The sequence below is a fragment of the Hydrogenophaga pseudoflava genome (genome assembly GCF_031020795.1).
GTDB lineage: Bacteria > Pseudomonadota > Gammaproteobacteria > Burkholderiales > Burkholderiaceae_C > Hydrogenophaga > Hydrogenophaga pseudoflava_A.
Window position 1 is genome coordinate 249,198 of record NZ_JAVHJP010000003.1, and the last position, 16,491, is coordinate 265,688.

General features: G+C 68.4%; 21 protein-coding genes. 9 read left to right on the top strand and 12 right to left on the bottom strand.

Annotated elements, in window-relative coordinates:
* Positions 1 to 8: 8 nt before the first annotated feature.
* Complete coding sequence (nadC, locus tag RCO38_RS10730) at positions 9 to 872, bottom strand: carboxylating nicotinate-nucleotide diphosphorylase (protein ID WP_308328304.1); 864 nt, start codon at positions 870 to 872, stop codon at positions 9 to 11.
* A gap of 81 nt (positions 873 to 953) precedes the next feature.
* Between nadC and panB the strand changes: the two genes are divergently transcribed.
* Genes panB through panC form a run of 3 tightly spaced genes read left to right on the top strand, consistent with a single transcriptional unit; the run spans position 954 to position 3,574 of the window.
* Positions 954 to 1,844, top strand: coding sequence for a 3-methyl-2-oxobutanoate hydroxymethyltransferase (panB, locus tag RCO38_RS10735; protein WP_308328305.1), 891 nt, complete (start codon positions 954 to 956; stop codon positions 1,842 to 1,844).
* Positions 1,841 to 2,662, top strand: coding sequence for a hypothetical protein (locus tag RCO38_RS10740; protein ID WP_308328306.1), 822 nt, complete (start codon positions 1,841 to 1,843; stop codon positions 2,660 to 2,662). Before panB ends, RCO38_RS10740 begins: the two co-directional genes overlap by 4 nt.
* A 45-nt stretch (positions 2,663 to 2,707) precedes the next feature.
* The gene (gene panC / locus RCO38_RS10745) at positions 2,708 to 3,574 is read left to right on the top strand and encodes a pantoate--beta-alanine ligase (RefSeq protein WP_308328308.1); all 867 of its coding nucleotides are present in this window, start codon (positions 2,708 to 2,710) and stop codon (positions 3,572 to 3,574) included.
* Here the strand turns inward: panC and RCO38_RS10750 are convergent.
* The 4 genes from RCO38_RS10750 to RCO38_RS10765 all read right to left on the bottom strand — a co-directional run bounded on the left by RCO38_RS10750 (position 3,571) and on the right by RCO38_RS10765 (position 5,836).
* Positions 3,571 to 4,593 (bottom strand): NAD(P)H-dependent glycerol-3-phosphate dehydrogenase, encoded by a 1,023-nt coding sequence (locus tag RCO38_RS10750; RefSeq protein ID WP_308328309.1) that lies wholly within the window; start codon positions 4,591 to 4,593, stop codon positions 3,571 to 3,573. The two genes, panC and RCO38_RS10750, sit on opposite strands and share 4 nt — an antisense overlap.
* A gap of 20 nt (positions 4,594 to 4,613) precedes the next feature.
* On the bottom strand, positions 4,614 to 5,057 hold the full coding sequence (gene secB, locus RCO38_RS10755) for a protein-export chaperone SecB (RefSeq protein ID WP_308328310.1): 444 nt from the start codon (positions 5,055 to 5,057) through the stop codon (positions 4,614 to 4,616).
* Positions 5,058 to 5,154: 97 nt separating this feature from the next.
* Positions 5,155 to 5,412 carry a glutaredoxin 3 gene (gene grxC, locus RCO38_RS10760; RefSeq protein ID WP_308328311.1) on the bottom strand — a complete coding sequence of 86 codons (258 nt, stop codon included), beginning with the start codon at positions 5,410 to 5,412 and terminating at the stop codon, positions 5,155 to 5,157.
* 13 nt (positions 5,413 to 5,425) lie between these two features.
* Positions 5,426 to 5,836, bottom strand: coding sequence for a rhodanese-like domain-containing protein (locus RCO38_RS10765; protein ID WP_308328312.1), 411 nt, complete (start codon positions 5,834 to 5,836; stop codon positions 5,426 to 5,428).
* A 109-nt stretch (positions 5,837 to 5,945) separates the two neighbouring features.
* On the opposite strand from RCO38_RS10765, the gene gpmA reads away from it, so the two are divergent.
* The 3 genes from gpmA (at position 5,946) to RCO38_RS10780 (ending at position 9,075) form a co-directional block, all read left to right on the top strand.
* Complete coding sequence (gene gpmA, locus RCO38_RS10770) at positions 5,946 to 6,689, top strand: 2,3-diphosphoglycerate-dependent phosphoglycerate mutase (protein ID WP_308328313.1); 744 nt, start codon at positions 5,946 to 5,948, stop codon at positions 6,687 to 6,689.
* Positions 6,690 to 6,806: 117 nt separating this feature from the next.
* Complete coding sequence (locus RCO38_RS10775) at positions 6,807 to 8,285, top strand: S41 family peptidase (RefSeq protein ID WP_308328314.1); 1,479 nt, start codon at positions 6,807 to 6,809, stop codon at positions 8,283 to 8,285.
* A 34-nt stretch (positions 8,286 to 8,319) separates the two neighbouring features.
* A complete protein-coding gene (locus RCO38_RS10780; RefSeq protein WP_308328315.1) occupies positions 8,320 to 9,075 on the top strand; it encodes a HesA/MoeB/ThiF family protein in 756 nt (251 codons plus the stop codon).
* Here the strand turns inward: RCO38_RS10780 and RCO38_RS10785 are convergent.
* The 4 genes from RCO38_RS10785 to RCO38_RS10800 form a co-directional block, all read right to left on the bottom strand.
* Complete coding sequence (locus RCO38_RS10785) at positions 9,060 to 9,722, bottom strand: thermonuclease family protein (protein WP_308328316.1); 663 nt, start codon at positions 9,720 to 9,722, stop codon at positions 9,060 to 9,062. The genes RCO38_RS10780 and RCO38_RS10785 overlap by 16 nt on opposite strands.
* On the bottom strand, positions 9,719 to 10,366 hold the full coding sequence (locus RCO38_RS10790) for a YitT family protein (protein WP_374694535.1): 648 nt from the start codon (positions 10,364 to 10,366) through the stop codon (positions 9,719 to 9,721). The genes RCO38_RS10785 and RCO38_RS10790 overlap by 4 nt, the downstream gene beginning before the upstream one ends.
* A gap of 70 nt (positions 10,367 to 10,436) precedes the next feature.
* On the bottom strand, positions 10,437 to 11,651 hold the full coding sequence (locus tag RCO38_RS10795; RefSeq protein WP_308328319.1) for a 6-phosphofructokinase: 1,215 nt from the start codon (positions 11,649 to 11,651) through the stop codon (positions 10,437 to 10,439).
* Between the two features lie 21 nt (positions 11,652 to 11,672).
* Positions 11,673 to 12,074 carry a GFA family protein gene (locus tag RCO38_RS10800; protein WP_308328320.1) on the bottom strand — a complete coding sequence of 134 codons (402 nt, stop codon included), beginning with the start codon at positions 12,072 to 12,074 and terminating at the stop codon, positions 11,673 to 11,675.
* Positions 12,075 to 12,153: 79 nt separating this feature from the next.
* Here RCO38_RS10800 and RCO38_RS10805 point away from each other — a divergent pair, with 79 nt between their 5' ends.
* On the top strand, positions 12,154 to 13,215 hold the full coding sequence (locus RCO38_RS10805) for a histone deacetylase family protein (protein WP_308328321.1): 1,062 nt from the start codon (positions 12,154 to 12,156) through the stop codon (positions 13,213 to 13,215).
* A gap of 7 nt (positions 13,216 to 13,222) precedes the next feature.
* Here the strand turns inward: RCO38_RS10805 and RCO38_RS10810 are convergent, their stop codons facing one another.
* The 3 genes from RCO38_RS10810 to RCO38_RS10820 are packed head-to-tail and all read right to left on the bottom strand — an operon-like array spanning position 13,223 to position 14,807.
* Positions 13,223 to 13,774, bottom strand: coding sequence for a DUF3455 domain-containing protein (locus tag RCO38_RS10810; protein WP_308328322.1), 552 nt, complete (start codon positions 13,772 to 13,774; stop codon positions 13,223 to 13,225).
* Between the two features lie 41 nt (positions 13,775 to 13,815).
* Positions 13,816 to 14,208: a c-type cytochrome gene (locus tag RCO38_RS10815; protein WP_308328323.1), complete on the bottom strand. Its 393-nt coding sequence runs from the start codon at positions 14,206 to 14,208 to the stop codon at positions 13,816 to 13,818.
* A complete protein-coding gene (locus RCO38_RS10820; RefSeq protein WP_308328324.1) occupies positions 14,208 to 14,807 on the bottom strand; it encodes a ferritin-like domain-containing protein in 600 nt (199 codons plus the stop codon). Before RCO38_RS10820 ends, RCO38_RS10815 begins: the two co-directional genes overlap by 1 nt.
* A gap of 214 nt (positions 14,808 to 15,021) precedes the next feature.
* Here RCO38_RS10820 and RCO38_RS10825 point away from each other — a divergent pair, with 214 nt between their 5' ends.
* Complete coding sequence (locus RCO38_RS10825; protein ID WP_308328325.1) at positions 15,022 to 15,975, top strand: DUF3034 family protein; 954 nt, start codon at positions 15,022 to 15,024, stop codon at positions 15,973 to 15,975.
* A gap of 11 nt (positions 15,976 to 15,986) precedes the next feature.
* Positions 15,987 to 16,484, top strand: a complete 498-nt coding sequence (locus tag RCO38_RS10830) for a group I truncated hemoglobin (protein ID WP_308328326.1) — start codon at positions 15,987 to 15,989, stop codon at positions 16,482 to 16,484.
* Positions 16,485 to 16,491: the final 7 nt, after the last annotated feature.

Genomic DNA, 16,491 nt, shown 5'->3' on the forward strand with positions numbered 1-16,491 from the left:
GTCAGTCCTCAGAGGCTTTCGAAGCGCATGGAGAAATCGGTCGCCTTGACGTCCTTGGTCAGGGCACCGATGGAGATGCGGTCGACCCCCGTTTCCGCAAGGGCGCGCACCGTGTCCAGGTTTACGCCGCCGGAAATCTCCAGGATCGCCCGGCCGGCGTTGCGGCGCACCGCCTCCTGCAGCGTCGGGATGTCCATGTTGTCCAGCAGGACCATGGTGGCGCCGCAGGCCAGGGCCTCGTCCAGCTGCACCAGCGTCTCGACCTCGATCTCGACGAAGCGTGCCTGGGGCGCCGTCTCCTGCACCCGCTGGAGCACGGCCGCCACGCCACCGGCGGCGGCGATGTGATTCTCCTTGATCAGCACCGCGTCGTAGAGGCCGATGCGGTGGTTCACACCGCCACCGGTCTTCACGGCGTACTTCTGCGCCAGGCGCAGACCCGGGATGGTCTTGCGGGTGTCGACAATGGCCGCACGTGTGCCTTTCACGGCGTCGACAAACACCGCCGTCTTGGATGCCACCGCCGAGAGCAGCTGAAGGAAGTTGAGCGCGGTGCGTTCGGCGGTCAGCAAGGCCTGGGCCTTGCCTTCGATGTGCAGCACCACCTGGTCGGCGGCGCAGCGTTCACCCTCCTGCACGTGCCAGGTCAGGCGCGCCGACGGATCGCAGGCCTCCACCGCCGCCTCCACCCAGGGGCGGCCACAGATCACGGCGGCTTCACGTGCCAGGATGCGGGCCCGGACCGGGCGGCTGGCGTCGACCAGCGCGGCCGTGAGGTCACCCTCGCCCACATCTTCAGACAGGGCCCGTGCGACGTCGCTGCGGGCCAGTTCTGCGAGGTCCGCGGCGGTGAATTCGGAGAGGTGTTTCATGGGGCCAAGCATAACGGGTGGGGGAATGCGGGATGGACTATAGTCCGCCCCAAATCGACCACCCGCCGAGGGGACATCACCATGAGCCAGACCGCCTCCCACGCACCCGCCACCGGCACACCTTACGGCACCCTGCCCTCGGCCTCCCCGCTGCCGCAGCGCAAGCCGGTCAGCCTGCCGCGCCTGCAGGAAATGCGCGAACGTGGCGAAAAGATCACCATGCTGACCGCCTACGACGCCACCTTCGCGGCGGTGGCGGACGCCGCCGGGGTCGAATGCATCCTGATCGGCGATTCGCTGGGCATGGTCTGCCAGGGGCTCTCGAGCACGGCGGGCGTCACGCTGGAGACGATGGTCTACCACACCGACAGCGTGGTGCGCGGCCTGCGGCGGGTGCAGGGCACCGCCTGGATCATCGGTGACCTGCCTTTCGGCAGCTACCACGAGTCGAAAGAACAGGCCATGCGCAGCGCGGCCCAGCTGCTGCACGCCGGCGCCCACATGATCAAGCTCGAAGGCGGTGGCTGGACCGCCGACACCGTGCGCTTCCTGGTCGAGCGAGGCGTTCCCGTCTGCGCCCACCTGGGCCTGACACCCCAGACGGTGCACTCGCTGGGTGGTTACCGGGTGCAGGGCCGCGACGAGGCCGCCGCGCGCACCCTGCGCACGCAGGCGCTGGAACTGCAGGACGCCGGCGCCACCATGATGGTGCTGGAAATGGTGCCCGCGGCGCTGTCCGCAGAGATCACGGAGGCCCTGCCCACCTGCCACACCATCGGTATCGGCGCCGGCAAGGGCACGGCCGGACAGGTGCTGGTGATGCACGACATGCTGGGGATCAACCTGGGCAAGAACCCCAAGTTCGTACGCAACTTCATGGACGGCGCGAGCAGCGTGCGCGACGCCATGGCGGCCTACGTGGCTGCCGTGAAAGACGGCAGCTTCCCCGACGATCAGCTGCACGCCTGGTGAAGCGGCGCTCCGAAGGCCTGCTGCGCACCCGCAGCGACGCGGTGGACGAACTGCGGCGCGATCTGCAGTCGCATTCCTGGCCGCGCGCGCAGATGACGCTGCTGGTGGCGCTGACCGGCGGTACGGGTCTGCTGGCGTCCTTCCTGATGCTGCAGGCCGGCGTGGAGCGCATGGCGCTGCGCTACCCGCTCGCGCTGGCCGTGGCCTACGGTGTGTTCCTGCTGCTGCTCTGGCTCTGGCTGCGCACCAAGTCGGACGACTGGGCAGAGATCCCGGATGTGGGCATGGACCTGGTCCCGTCTTCCGGGCACGGAAGTCCCACCTGGAGTTCCGGCGGTGGCGGTCAGTTCGGTGGCGGCGGCGCCAGCGCCAGCTTTGACGCGCCCGCCACACCCCTGCCCGCGTTCGCGACCGGCCAACCCAGCGCGGTGGCGCGCGAGGCCGGCGGAGGGCTCAAGAAAGGGCTGGCCGATGGTCTGGGCGATGTGGGCGATGCTCTGGATGCCGACGAGCTGGTGGTGCCACTGTTCGTGATCGCGCTGGCGGTCGGGCTGCTGCTCTCGTCTTTCTACGTGGTCTACAGCGCGCCGACGCTGTTTGCGGAACTGTTGCTCGATGGCGCACTCTCGGCCTCGCTCTACCGGCGCCTGCGCGGCATCGAGCGGCGCCACTGGGTGGCCACGGCACTGCGCCGCACTCTCTTGCCTTTCACCCTCACAGCCGTGTTCCTGGCGGCCGTCGGCTGGGGTCTGCAGACGGCAGCCCCGGGTGCGCGCTCCCTCGGGGAAGCCCTGCACCATGCCACGGCCTCGCCCTGAGGCGTGGCGATAATCCGGGATCCCGCTCCAACCCGTCCCACCCGCATGAAGCTCGTCCACACCATTGCCGACCTGCGCGACGCGCTGGCCCCCTTCCAGTCGCCCGCCTTCGTTCCGACGATGGGCAATCTTCACGATGGCCACCTCGACCTGGTCCGCCAGGCCCAGCCGCTGGGCGATGTGACCGTCTCCAGCATCTTCGTCAACCGCCTGCAGTTTGCGCCGCACGAAGACTTCGACACCTATCCACGCACCCTGCAGGCCGACTGCGCCCGTCTGGAGCAGGCCGGCTGCGACATCGTCTTCGCACCGCCCGAGAAAGAGCTGTATCCCGAGCCTCAGGGCTACAAGATCCAGCCACCGGCGGACCTGGCGGACATCCTCGAAGGCCACTTCCGGCCCGGCTTCTTCATCGGTGTCTGCACCGTGGTGACGAAGCTGTTCCAGTGTGTGTTCTCCGAAGCCAAGGGCCCCCGCTACGCGCTGTTCGGCAAGAAGGACTACCAGCAGCAGATGGTCATCCGCCGCATGGTGCAGCAGTTCTGCATGCCGATCCAGGTCATTGCCGGCGAGACGCAGCGGGCGGCCGACGGCCTGGCGCTGAGTTCACGCAACGGCTATCTGAGCGAGCCCGAGCGGGCCGAAGCGGTGCAGCTGTCGCTGGCGCTGCGCGCGCTGGCGCGCGACGCGCTGGCCGCCGCCGGCTCGCTGCCCGAGAAACGAGAGGCGCTGGAAGCTCAGGCCATGCGCGCCCTGGCCCTGCGCGGCTGGCAGCCGGATTACCTGACCGTGCGGCGCCGCGCCGACCTGCAGCCACCCCGCGCGGAGGACGCGCTCGCACCACAGTCGATGGTGGTGCTGGGGGCGGCCCGCCTGGGGCGCACCCGCCTCATTGACAACTTTGAAATCTAGAGGGTTTCTTCCTTGGGGTCGCGGCCCATCAGGGCGGCGACGGCCTGCGCAGGTTGCAGACGGCCATCCAGCAGGGCCACCACGCCTTCGCTGATCGGCATGTCGATACCCAGGAGGCGGGCGCGCTGCACCACGGTGCGGGCACTGTAGACGCCCTCGGCCACGTGACCCAGGGAATCCACTGCCTGCTGCAGACTCAGGCCCTGCGCCAGCAGTTGCCCCACCTTGCGGTTGCGCGACAGGTCGCCGGTTGCGGTCAACACAAGGTCTCCGAGGCCGGAAAGCCCCATGAAGGTGTCCGCGCGGGCACCCAGCGCCAGGCCCAGGCGCGTCATCTCGGCCAAGCCGCGCGTGACCAGCGCGGCCCGGGCGTTGAGCCCGAGCTGCAGGCCATCACAGAGCCCCGTCGCAATCGCCAGCACGTTCTTGACCGCTCCCCCGACCTCGACCCCGATGGCATCGTCATTGGCATAGATGCGCAGCGACGGACCGTGGAACGCGGACACCAGGGCCTCGCGCACCTCGGCGTGGGCGCTGGCCGCCACCAAGGCCGTCGGCTGGCCGCGCGCCACTTCCTGCGCAAAACTGGGGCCGCTGAGCACGCCGGTCTTCAAGCCGGGTGCCACGGCGGCCTGTATCTCGTGACCGAGGAGGCCCGGTGCTCCGGCGCCGTCCCTCGGGGCCTCGAAGCCCTTGCAGAGCCAGGCCACCGGCGCGCCCTGTAGCGACAGCCGCTCCAGCATGCCGCGCAGACCCGCCATGGGCGTGGCCACGACCACCAGGTCGGCCTCGGACAGCGCCGATGAAGGCCAGGGCTCGGCGTCGCCCGCGAGCCGCAGGGCCGGCGGCAAGGCCACACCCGGGAGGTAGCGGGCGTTTTCGGCCTCGGCCCGCATGGCGGTCACCTGCGCCGCGTCTCGCGCCCACAGCGTCACCCGGTGGGGATCGCCCGGCAGACGGGCGGCCGCAATGGCCAGTGCCGTGCCCCAGGCACCGGCACCTAGAACGACGATGTTCATCGTCTGCGATTCAAGCCGGATTATTGCGCGACAGCGCCCGCGGCCTGCGCCTGCTGCTGCTCGTACATGGCCTGGAAGTTGATCTCGGCCAGGTGCACGGGCGGGAAGCCGGCGCGCTGGATCAGGTCGGCCACATTGCCGCGCAGATAGGGGTAGACGATCTGCGGGCAGGCGATGCCCATGATCGGACCCATCTGGTCTTCGGGCAGGTTGCGGATCTCGAAGATGCCGGCCTGCTTGACCTCGACCAGGAACACGGTCTTGTCCTTGATCTTGGTCTGCACCGTGGCGGTCACAGCCACTTCGTACACGCCGTCGGCGGCCGGGCTGGCTTCCACGCCCAGCTGGATGTCCACCGAGGGCTGCTCCTGTTCCAGCAGGATGGCCGGGGAATTGGGTTGTTCCAGGGACGCCTCCTTGAGGTAGACGCGCTGGATCTGGAAAACGGGATCTTGGTCGGCCATAAGAGCTTTCGGATGATTCGGGAATGAACAAGGCCCGCCCGGGAGGACTCCCGCAGCGGGCCCGACGGCGGATTATCTCAGCAGCCCGGCACCGGCCTCAGCCCCGCAGCAGCGGCTCCAGGCCGCCCTGGCGGTCCAGCGCATGCAGGTCGTCGCAGCCGCCTACGTGGGTCTGGCCGATGAAGATCTGGGGCACGCTGGTGCGGCCGGTGAGTTGCGTCATCTGTGCGCGCACCTCGGGCCGGCCGTCGACCACGATTTCCTCGTAGTCGGTGACGCCGCGCTGCTGCAGCAGCGCCTTGGCGCGCGAGCAGTACGGGCAGTAGTCGCTGGAATAGATCTTCACGTGGGCCATGCGGCGCTCCTGTTCAGGCTTTTTCCACCGGCAGATTGGCCGAGCGCCAGGCACCCATGCCGCCGGTCAGCGAATGGGCGTTCTCGTAGCCCAGCTTCTTGGCGATCGACACGGCGCGTTTGGAACGCATGCCGGAGGCGCAGACCAGCACCAGCGGCAGGTTCTTGTTCTTCACTACGCCCGTCAGCTTGGTTTCCAGATCCGGCAGCGGCACGTTCTTCGCACCTGTCACATGACCGGCCGCGAACTCATCGGGCCCGCACACATCCACCACCGCGGCTTTCTCGCGGTTGATCAGCTGCACCACTTCAGTGGGGGTCAGACCCGCGGCACCACCGCCCGAGGTGAGAGCGGGAAACATCAACATCCCGCCCGAGGCCAGGGCGATGGCAAACAGCATCCAGTTGTCGAGAAAAAAACTCACGAAGCACCTTTCAGGTCAGACAAGCCCGGGATTTTAGAATGTGGGGCTGTCCGGCGCGGTCCGGCCAGCCTCCATGCCCCTTTTTCCTGCTCCCAACGCCTTCACGCCCATGTACAAGCTCGTCCTGATTCGCCACGGCGAATCCACCTGGAACCTCGAAAACCGCTTCACCGGCTGGACCGACGTGGAGCTGACCCCCACCGGCGTCTCCCAGGCCATGTCCGCTGGCAAGCTGCTCAAGGCCGAGGGCTACGAGTTCGACATCGCCTACACCTCGGTGCTCAAGCGCGCCATCCATACCCTGAACTACTGCCTGGACGAGATGGACCGCAGCTGGTTGCCGGTGGTCAAGGACTGGCGCCTGAACGAGCGCCATTACGGTGGTCTGCAGGGCCTGAACAAGGCCGACATGGCCAAGCAGTACGGCGACGAGCAGGTGCTGATCTGGCGCCGCAGCTACGACACCCCGCCGCCGGCCCTGGAAGCCAACGACCCGCGCGGCCAGCGCCAGGACCTGCGCTACGCCAAGCTGCCGGCCGACGCCGTGCCGCTGACCGAGTGCCTGAAGGACACCGTCGCCCGCGTGCTGCCCTGCTGGAACGACTCCCTGGCCCCAGCCATCAAGGCGGGCCAGCGCATCGTGATTGCCGCCCACGGCAACTCCATCCGCGCCCTGGTCAAGTATCTGGACAACATCGGGGACGCCGACATCGTCGGCGTGAACATTCCCAACGGCATCCCGCTGGTGTACGAACTCGACGCCGACCTCAGGCCGATCAAGAGCTACTACCTGGGCGACGCCGAAGCCGCGGCCAAGGCCGCCGCAGCCGTGGCCGCTCAGGGCAAACGCTGAACCGCCCGGACGGAACCGAATCACAAGGCTTGACTCCTAGGTGTATATTGGTTTGCAGGCCCGAGGCGCGACCGCCCGGGCCGGCGTTTTTTTCGGGGTGATCGGATGGGCAAGCAAGTGAATCAGAAGCTGAAAATCGTCGGCTGGGTGGCCGCGGGCGCCGTGGCCGGCGCGCTGACCACAGTGCAGCTTCAGGCGGTGGCGCGCGGCTCGCTCGCCCCCCTGCCGCTGGAAGAGCTGCAGCAGCTCGCCGCCGTGTTCGGCATGGTCAAGAGCGACTACGTCGAGCCGGTCGACGAGAAGAAACTGATCTCCGAGGCGATTTCCGGCATGGTGTCCAGCCTCGACCCGCACTCCCAGTACTTCGACAAGAAGTCCTTCAAGGAATTCCGCGAAGGCACCAGCGGCCGCTTCGTCGGCGTGGGCATCGAGATCACCATGGAAGACGGCGTGGTCAAGGTGGTCTCGCCGATCGAGGATTCGCCCGCCTTCCGCGCCGGCCTCAAGTCCGGCGACCTGATCACCAAGATCGACGACACCGCCGTCAAGGGCCTGTCGATCAACGACGCGGTCAAGCTCATGCGCGGAGAGCCGCGCACCAAGGTGCTGCTGACTATCTTCCGCAAGGACGAGAACCGCAGCTTCCCGGTCACCATCACGCGCGAAGAGATCAAGACACAGAGCGTCAAGACCAAGCTGGTCGAACCGGGCTACGCCTGGGTCCGCGTCTCCCAGTTCCAGGACCGGACGGTCGAGGACTTCGCCCGCAAGGTCGAGGAGCTGTACAAGGGTGGCCCGCTCAAAGGCCTGGTGCTCGACCTGCGCAACGACCCGGGCGGCCTGCTGGACGCGGCCGTGGCCCTGTCGGCGGCCTTCCTGCCCGAAAACGTCACGGTCGTCTCGACCAACGGCCAGCTGGCCGACAGCAAGTTCACCTACACCGCCAACCCGCAGCACTACATGCGCCGCGGCGGTCCGGACCCGATTGCCCGCCTGACCAAGTCGACCAACGGCGCTCTCAAGAGCGTACCGCTCGTGGTGCTGGTCAACGAAGGTTCGGCCTCGGCCAGTGAAATCGTGGCCGGCGCGCTGCAGGACCACCAGCGCGGCACCATCCTGGGCAGCCAGACCTTCGGCAAGGGCTCGGTGCAGACCGTGCGTCCGCTGGGCCCGGACACCGGCCTGAAGCTCACCACGGCCCGCTATTACACGCCGGGCGGCAAGTCGATCCAGGCCAAGGGCATCGTGCCCGACGTGATGGTCGACGAGACGCCCGAGGGCAACCTGTTTGCCGCCCTGCGCACACGCGAGGCCGACCTGACCAAACACCTGACCAATGGCAGCGAGGCCAAGGCGGGCGAGACCCCCATGACAGACGCCCAGCGCGCCGCGGAGCAGCAGCGCGACCAGGAGCGTGAGGAAGCCCGCCGACGCCTGGAGGAAGAGTCCAAGAAGAACCCGGGCCAGCGCCTGGTGCCGGAATTCGGCAGCGACAAGGACTTCCAGCTGCAGCAGGCGCTCAACAAGCTCAAGGGTCGCCCGGTCCTGGTCAGCAAGACCCTGACCGAGCGTCCCGAAGAGAAGAAAGAGAACTGATCACCGCTCCGGTGACAGACACGGCGGCGCGATCTTGGACGACCAGCAGCTCCTGCGCTACTCGCGCCACATCCTGCTCAACGAGCTGGGCATCGAAGGCCAGGAAAACCTGCTCGCGGCGCATGCGCTGGTGATTGGTGCCGGCGGTCTCGGATCGCCGGTCGCGCTCTACCTGGGCAGCGCCGGCGTCGGCCGCATCACGGTCGTCGACCACGACGAGGTGGACGCCACCAACCTGCAGCGCCAGATCGCGCACAACCTTGAACGGCTGGGGACGCCCAAGGCCGAGTCGGTGCGCCATGCCATCGCCGCCATCAACCCCGACCCGCAGGTCACGGCCCTGGTGCAGCGCGCCGACGACGCCCTGCTGGACCGCCTGCTGCCCGACGTGGGCGTGGTGATCGACTGCTGCGACAACTTCGCCACCCGCCACATGGTCAACCGCGCCTGTGTGCGCCACCGCGTGCCGCTGGTCTCGGGCGCGGCGATCCGCATGGACGGGCAGCTGGCGGTGTACGACCCGCGCGACGCCGCCTCGCCGTGTTACGCCTGTGTGTTCCCCGAAGACGCAGGGGTGGAAGAGACCCGCTGCGCCACCATGGGCGTGTTCGCTCCGCTGGTGGGCATCGTCGGCACCATGCAGGCGGCCGAAGCACTCAAGATCCTCAGCGGCCTCGGCTCGCGCCTGACCGGGCAGCTGCTCATGATCGACGGCCGCGACCTGGCCTTCAACACCATCGCCCTGCCGCGCCAGCCGCACTGCGCGGTCTGCGCTCAGCGCGCCGGCTGATCCTTCGCGCCGCTGCGCGATGGCATCGGGCACGGCCCGTGACGCTTGCGGAAGTCCCTCGGATTCTCGGCATCCACCGACGCGAAGACGCCTTTGCGGTCCTTGCGGGCCAGCACCTCTTCGATGGCAAACGGCCCGTCGCTGTGCCGCCAGCGGTACGACCAGGCCCAGCCTTCGCGCACCAGCCACCCGGCCACATCCTCGTTCCGGTGTCTCAGCCGCACCAGCGCCCGCCCATAGTCGTCGCGCCGCCGCTCGGTCACCGTCACCGTCTGATCCAGCAGCCGAGCAGCCAGCGCTTCCCGCGCCGCCACGCCATCGTCCTGGCAGATCTCCGGCGCATCCACCCCGTCCAGCCGCAGCTTGCGGTACGTCCCACCCGCCAGCGGTTTGACCCACAAGGTGTCCCCATCCGACACCCGCGTCACCCGCGCCTCGTAGGCCTCGTTGAACCGGGTACGGAAACCCGAGGCTGAAGGGGACGTGGAAACAGAAGGCTGTGCGAGTGCAGAAGCAGAAAGGAAAACCAGAAGCAGCGGAGCGAAGAGGGACCAGCACACGCCGAGGAACCGGCTTTGCCGGGCCTCTGGCGTGGTCCCCCCTTCCAGGGGGGAAGCCGCGAAGCGGCGCAGGGAGGTCGTCTTCATACATTCATGTACCGGCCCGGCCGGTGGTTGATCGCCAGCGTCATGTTCAGCACCACCGCGCCCAGCACAGACCAGGCGATCTGCACCGGCTCGCGCAGCGCGAACGCGGTCAGCACGATCGCGCAGTCCAGCGCCATCTGGATGTGGCCGGCGCGCCAGCCGAAGCGCTCCTGCAGGTAGAGCACCAGCACGTTGAAGCCGCCGAGGCTGGCGCGGTGACGGAACAGCATCAGCATGCCCGCGCCCACCAGCAGGCCACCGGCCACCGCGGCGAAGCCGGGGGCCAGCGCGCCGATGGAGATCCAGCGCGGGATCAGGAAGGCCCAGAGCGAGAGCAGGCCCACGGCCGCGAAGGTCTTGAGTGCGAACGGTGCGCCCATACGGCGCCAGGCCAGCCAGTAGAACGGCAGGTTGATGACGAAGAACCAGACACTGAAGCTCACCCCGGTCGCGTAGTGCAGCAGGAAGGCCAGCCCGGCCGTGCCGCCGCTGAGCAGGCCGACATGGCCGAACAGCACCACGCCCAGGCCGACGAACAGGGTGCCGGTGAGCAATGCCTGCACGTCTTCGTGCAGGCGGTGGCGGGAGGGGGCTGCGGCAGCAGCGGGCATGGCGGTGGATCGGGCGGCGGCGGTCATCGGCATCGGTCGGTCGACAGGGGCGCACAGTGTCGCCGCTGCGGCCGCCCGCCGCCTTGACCCAGGTCAGCGCCGTTCAGGGACGCAGGACCTTGGCCACCGGGTTGTAGCGCAGCCGGAAGGCGTCGGGCATGTCCGAACCAAGCAGCGGCCGCAAGTACAGCCGGAACGCGTCGGTCACATCGGTGCCGCTGGCGGTGATGAACTCGTCCTCCATGGTGCGCGTCTTGCCCGCCACCGCCTCCAGCGGCAGCAGCTCGTAGTCGGCCGAGTAGAAGCCGGTGCGCTTGATCGCCACCGAACCATCGACCTGGCCCCACATGGCGAACTGCACCGCCTTTTCGCCCACCTCGCGCGCCTCGCGCTGGTCCACGTCGCTCACGCAACCGATGAAGCTGCGCTGCAGGTAGCCGAAGGTGTCGCCGCGCACACGCTTGATGCCGAGCCTGGCCTTGATCTCTTCGCACAGCAGGTCGGCCAGCGCGCCGGTGCCGCTGAGCTGCACGTTGCCGTGCGCGTCCTTCTCCACGTCCTTGGCCAGCTGCGTGATGATGGGCTGGCCGGACGCGTCGTGGATGCCTTCGCTGACCGCGATCACACAGCGGCCATAACGCTCGTACATGGCCTTCACATCGGCCAGGAACTTCGGGATCTCGAACACCCGTTCGGGCACATAGATCAGGTGCGGGCCGTCGTCGGGAAACTTCTTGCCCAGCGCCGACGCGGCCGTGAGGAAGCCGGCGTGCCGCCCCATCACCACGCCGACGTACACGCCCGGCAGGGCCGCGTTGTCGAGGTTGGCGCCTGCAAAGGCCTGCGCCACGAAGCGCGCCGCCGAGGGGAAGCCCGGCGTGTGGTCGTTGCCCACCAGGTCGTTGTCGATGGTCTTGGGAATGTGGATGCTGCGCAGCGGGTAACCCGCCTTGCGCGCCTCCTCGCTGACGATGCGCACCGTGTCCGACGAGTCGTTGCCGCCGATGTAGAAGAAGTGCTCGATCTCGTGTGCCTTGAGCACCTTGAAGATCTCCTGGCAGTACTTCAGATCCGGCTTGTCGCGCGTGGAGCCCAGCGCCGAAGCCGGCGTGCGCGCCACGGCTTCGAGGTTGTGGCTGGTCTCCTGCGTGAGGTCGACGAAGTTTTCGTCGACGATGCCGCGCACGCCGTGGCGCGCGCCGTAGATGCGCTGCACGTTCTGGAAGCGCCGCGCCTCCAGTGCCACACCCACGAGGGACTGGTTGATGACCGCGGTGGGGCCGCCACCCTGGGCGACGAGGATTTTTCCGGACGACATGAAGGGCTCCTGGGGAAGGGTTCAGAGGTGCTGGGTGAATTCGGGCGGCTCCTGCCAGCGGTCGTGCAGGCCATCCACATAGGTGATCGGCGCGCGGGCGAGCACGGCCTCGTCCACGCCTTCCAGACAACCGAGGTTGACGCCGACCATCTTGCCGATCGGCGTCTCGGTGCCGACGCCGAAGGCGCGCACTCCGCAGTGGCGGCAGAAATAGTGGATGTTCTTGCGGGTGTTGAAGCGGTACTCGGTCAGCTCGTCCTCACCGGCCAGCAGGCGGAACTGCTCCTCGCGCGCCACCGCCGGCCAGAAACGGGTGCGCCGGCAGATCGAACAGTTGCAGCGGTAGGTCGGCTGCGCGAGGTCCAGATCGGCCTCAAAGCGGACAGCGCCGCAATGGCAACGGCCGGTGTAGGTGGTCAGCATGGGGCCTCCGTTGGGCGAAAGAGCATCGCCTCGACAGGCAATATAGCGTTCGGCGCAGCGCAGTGCGACACTGGCACTCATGAAGACATTTCACAACCCCCACCACGCCCTGCACCAGGGCCGTGAAGAGATGTTCCGCGGCCGCATGGTGCCCTGCCACGAAGTGCCCGCCCGGCTGGACTTTGTGCTGGCCGAGCTGCAGCGGCGCTCGCAGGGTGGGCTGTTCCTGCCCGAGGTCGGCGAGGCCGACCTGGACACGGCCATCGCCCGCGTGCACGACGCGCGCTACACGCAGTTCCTGGCCGGCGCCTGGGACGAGTGGGTGGCGATGGACCCGGCGAACGCGCAGCGCGACGCCCTGCCCTCGGTCTGGCCGCTGGGCAACCCGCACGCCTTCCGCACCGACGTGCTGCCGCAGAACTTCGCGGCGCGGCTGGGCCTGTTCTCCTTCGATGCGGGCTCGCCCCTGATGGCCGGCACCTGGACCGCCGCGCGAGCGGGCGCGGCCTGCGCCGTGGCGGCGGCGCGCGAGGTGCACGGTGGCGCCCGCGCGGCGTTTGCGCTGACGCGGCCGCCGGGCCACCACGCCGGGCCGGACTTCTTCGGCGGCTACTGCTTCCTGAACAACGGCGCCATTGCCGCGCAGGCGCTGCGCGATCTGGGCCATGCCAAGGTCGCGGTGCTGGACATCGACTACCACCATGGCAACGGCACCCAGACCATCTTCTACGAGCGGTCCGACGTGATGACCGTCTCGGTCCACGGCGACCCGGCGACCGAGTACCCCTTCTTCCTGGGCCACGCCAGCGAACGCGGTGCGGGTGCGGGCGAAGGCTTCAACCTCAACATCCCGCTGCCGCGCGGCACCGGCTTTGCCGCCTGGTGCGCCGCGTTGGACGCCGCCATCGAGGCGGTCGAGGACTTCGGCGCCGACGCCTTGGTGGTGCCCATGGGCATGGACACCTTCAAGGGCGATCCGATCTCCGGCTTCACGCTGGAGAGCAGCGACTACGACACCATCGGCCGTCTGCTCGCCGCCGCCAGCCTGCCCACCGTGTTCACCTTCGAGGGTGGCTATGCGGTGGACGAGGTCGGCGTGAACGCGGTCAACCTGCTCGAAGCCTACTGCCGCTCGATCTGACGCTGGCTCAGGCCGGCTTCCAGAAGATGTAGTCGGCCGTGTAGGTCACCACGCGCTTGCTGCCCATGGTGGCGGCGTCGCAGGGCGCTGCGGGGGCCACGCCGCCCTTGGTGGCCACGCGCTGGATGTGGCTCACGCCCTGGGCCATGCCGCTGCCCATGGCCGGGTTGGCCTTGACCAGCTGCAGCGGGATGTTGCCGCTGCCGTTGGGCGCCACCGCCAGCTGTGCGCCACTCACCTTGGAACCGTCGTTGAAGTCCCAGGTGGCGGGCGGGCCGTAGTACTTGCCCAGGCGCTCGCCCTTGCGGCCCTTGAGGCCGGCGTCGGGGCTCATGAACACCCACTCGTACTGGCCGGCCATGTCCTTCTTGGCCTGGCACTGGTAAGTGATGTCGCCAGCGGCGGCGGTCTCGAAGGCCACGCGGTGGCCGGCGGGCACCTGCACCGCGGCTGGCAGATCGGCCTGCGAGAACGGAACCATCGCAGGACCGCTGGCGCAGGCGGTGAGCGTGAGCACGACGGCACCGCCGAGTGCGGTTTTGGTGAAGCGGGAGAACATGGAACGGCTCCTGTGTGTATCTGTACAGATGTGAACGGACGTCAGCGGACCGGCTGGCCCGCTGCAAGGGATTGCAGAAATGCGACGACGTCGCGCCGGTCGACCGCCTCGGACAGCCGGTAGCCCATCGCCTGGCCGGGCACCAGGGCCTCGGGATCGGTCAGCCAGGCCTGCAGCTTGTCGGGCGTCCAGACGTGACCGGCCGCGGCCAGCGCGGCGGAGTAGGCGAAGTCCGCCTTCTTGCCCGCGGCACGACCCACCACGGTGCCCAGCGCGGGACCGACGCGGTTCTCGTCCAGGCTGTGGCAGCCTCCGCAGCGCGACTCGAACAGGTCGCGGCCGCGCGCCACATCGCCCGACTGGGCCTGGGCCGCCGGCACGGCAGCGGCCAGCAGCCCCATCGCGAATGCGGCGCGGCGCAGCGACGTGCCCATCAGGCGCCGAAGCTCAGGGCGCCACCGGGCAGCGGACGGCCCAGGGCACTGGTCAGCACGGTGAAGTGCATGGTCTCGTCGGCGGCCAGGCGCGCGGCCACCTTGGCCAGGTCCTTGTTGCCCAGAGACGGGATCACGCCCAGGTAGGCGTTGGTGGCACCCAGTTCCAGCCGCGCGGCCAGGTCCAGCACGTCGGCCTGGTTGCGCAGCGTGTCGGCCTTGAGCGCCTTGGCGTATTCGTCGAGCTTCTTCTCGGCCACCGGTGTGCCACCCAGCTTCTGGATGGTCGCGATCAGTGCGTCGCGGTGCGCCTTGTGGTGGCCCTGGAAGCTCACGGCCACATCCAGCACCGGCTTCTGCAGCAGGCCGCTGCCGGCGCCCAGCTGGTAGGCGTTGATGGCCTCGTGTTCCAGGCCGAGCGCGACGTTGAGGATGGACACGTCCTTGGACACGTCGGCGGACATGCCCTGGGCCAGGGTGTCCTTGCCCGCCAGCAGGGCCACGGCCACGGCCGAGAGCGCACCGCCACGGCGCATGAAGCTGCGGCGCGAGGCGGGCGGGCCAACGAGTTCGGAAGCGGGAAGGATGATGTTCGACATGGTGGGGTCCTTGGGTTGTGGGTGAGGGAAACAGCGCCGGTCGTGAAAAACAGCACCGACGGACCGGATACGCGGGCCACTCCCGCAACGGATTCAGAAGACCACATTTTTTTTGTGGGCATGTCGCGTCTGAATCCGTTGGCCCGGTGGCCGCGTAAAGGGAATGCCGGGTCTGTTCAGCGACCGGTACCCTTACCCACCACACCCAACCACCATGCCCCACACCTTCCACTCCCCACAGCACCGGCATCCGGCCCGCCACCTGCTCGCACTGGGCGTCGCCGCAGCCCTCCTGGCCCATGCCCCTGCCCGCGCCGACACCGGCAAGCTGCTGCTGACCGGCGGCGTCAGCACCATCGACGGCGCGGCCGGCGGTGGCCTCTCGCCCTGGGCCGTGATCGGCAGCCAGGCGACCGCTGGCGAGACCGGCTTCTCGACCCACCTCAGCCACGCGCGCACGCAGGACTACAAGCTCAACGCCTTCGGCGCCGCGGTCGGCATCAACGACCGGGTGGAGCTGTCTGTGGCGCGTCAGGACTTCGACACCGGCATCACCGGCACCCTGCTCGGCCTGCCCGGCCTGAAGCTCAAGCAGGACATCGTCGGCGCCAAGTTCCGCGTGGCGGGCGACGCCATCCTCGACAGCGACTCGTTGATGCCGCAGATCGCGGTCGGCGTGCTGGCCAAGCGCCTGGGCTCCACCGGGCTGGACGCCACGCTGTCCGCACTGGGCGCCAAGCGCTCGGGCACCGACGTCTACGTCAGCGCCACCAAGCTGTTCCTGGCCCAGGGCCTGCTGGTCAACGGCACGCTGCGCGCCACCAAGGCCAACCAGGGTGGACTGCTGGGCCACGGCGCCACGCTCGGCGGCGCCGACAACGGCTATGAACTGATGCCGGAACTCTCGGTCGCCTACCTGCTGCGCAAGAACCTGGCGGTCGGTTTCGAAGTCCGCGCCATGCCCGACAAGCTGAACAAGGCCGGCGCCGCGGCTGGCCTCGGCGATGGCCTGCGCGCCGGCGACTGGAAGGACATCTTCATCGCCTGGGCGCCGAGCAAGAACGTCTCGCTCACCCTGGCCTATGTGGACCTGGGCACCGTCGTCCCCGCCACCACCAAGAACAAGAAGCAGACCGGTACCTACCTCTCGGCCCAGTTCGCGTTCTGACCAACCACCCCATGCCCCACACCACCATGAAACAGCTCATCACCCTCTCCGCCCTGTCGCTGCTGACCCTGATCGGCGCGCCGGCCGGCGCCCAATCCATGGACAAGCCCCTGGCGCCCTCTGCCGCATCGGCCTACCCGGTGGCACCGGCCCCCGGCCTGTTCGACGCCCTGGGCGGCCAGACCGGCCTGCGCACCCTGATGAACGACTTCGTCAACCGCCTCAAGGCCGACCCGCGGCTGGCCGAGGCCTTCAAGGAGGCCAACGGAGCCAACCTCGCCAAGCAGTTGACCGACCAGATCTGCCAGCTTTCGGGTGGCCCCTGCGTCTACAACGGCCCGAACATGAAAGAAGCCCACAGCAACATGGACGTGACGCGCGCCGACTTCAACGCGCTGGTCGAGGTGTTGCAAATGAGCATGGACGCCCGCGGGATCCCGTTTGCCCGGCAGAATCAGCTGCTCGCGCTGCTGGCCCCCATGCACCGCGACGTGATCAACGTCCGATAAACAAGGA

Excerpts from the sequence above, each read along its gene's own strand:
- panC (WP_308328308.1), top strand. The coding sequence starts at position 2,708 with ATGAAGCTCGTCCACACCATTGCCGACCTGCGCGACGCGCTGGCCCCC.
- RCO38_RS10810 (WP_308328322.1), bottom strand. The coding sequence starts at position 13,774 with ATGTTCTCCCGCTTCACCAAAACCGCACTCGGCGGTGCCGTCGTGCTC.
- RCO38_RS10820 (WP_308328324.1), bottom strand. The coding sequence starts at position 14,807 with ATGTCGAACATCATCCTTCCCGCTTCCGAACTCGTTGGCCCGCCCGCC.
- RCO38_RS10825 (WP_308328325.1), top strand. The coding sequence starts at position 15,022 with ATGCCCCACACCTTCCACTCCCCACAGCACCGGCATCCGGCCCGCCAC.
- nadC (WP_308328304.1), bottom strand. The coding sequence starts at position 872 with ATGAAACACCTCTCCGAATTCACCGCCGCGGACCTCGCAGAACTGGCC.
- RCO38_RS10805 (WP_308328321.1), top strand. The coding sequence starts at position 12,154 with ATGAAGACATTTCACAACCCCCACCACGCCCTGCACCAGGGCCGTGAA.
- RCO38_RS10815 (WP_308328323.1), bottom strand. The coding sequence starts at position 14,208 with ATGGGCACGTCGCTGCGCCGCGCCGCATTCGCGATGGGGCTGCTGGCC.
- gpmA (WP_308328313.1), top strand. The coding sequence starts at position 5,946 with ATGTACAAGCTCGTCCTGATTCGCCACGGCGAATCCACCTGGAACCTC.
- RCO38_RS10800 (WP_308328320.1), bottom strand. The coding sequence starts at position 12,074 with ATGCTGACCACCTACACCGGCCGTTGCCATTGCGGCGCTGTCCGCTTT.
- RCO38_RS10785 (WP_308328316.1), bottom strand. The coding sequence starts at position 9,722 with ATGAAGACGACCTCCCTGCGCCGCTTCGCGGCTTCCCCCCTGGAAGGG.
- grxC (WP_308328311.1), bottom strand. The coding sequence starts at position 5,412 with ATGGCCCACGTGAAGATCTATTCCAGCGACTACTGCCCGTACTGCTCG.
- RCO38_RS10790 (WP_374694535.1), bottom strand. The coding sequence starts at position 10,366 with ATGCCGATGACCGCCGCCGCCCGATCCACCGCCATGCCCGCTGCTGCC.
- RCO38_RS10795 (WP_308328319.1), bottom strand. The coding sequence starts at position 11,651 with ATGTCGTCCGGAAAAATCCTCGTCGCCCAGGGTGGCGGCCCCACCGCG.
- panB (WP_308328305.1), top strand. The coding sequence starts at position 954 with ATGAGCCAGACCGCCTCCCACGCACCCGCCACCGGCACACCTTACGGC.
- RCO38_RS10750 (WP_308328309.1), bottom strand. The coding sequence starts at position 4,593 with ATGAACATCGTCGTTCTAGGTGCCGGTGCCTGGGGCACGGCACTGGCC.
- secB (WP_308328310.1), bottom strand. The coding sequence starts at position 5,057 with ATGGCCGACCAAGATCCCGTTTTCCAGATCCAGCGCGTCTACCTCAAG.
- RCO38_RS10830 (WP_308328326.1), top strand. The coding sequence starts at position 15,987 with ATGCCCCACACCACCATGAAACAGCTCATCACCCTCTCCGCCCTGTCG.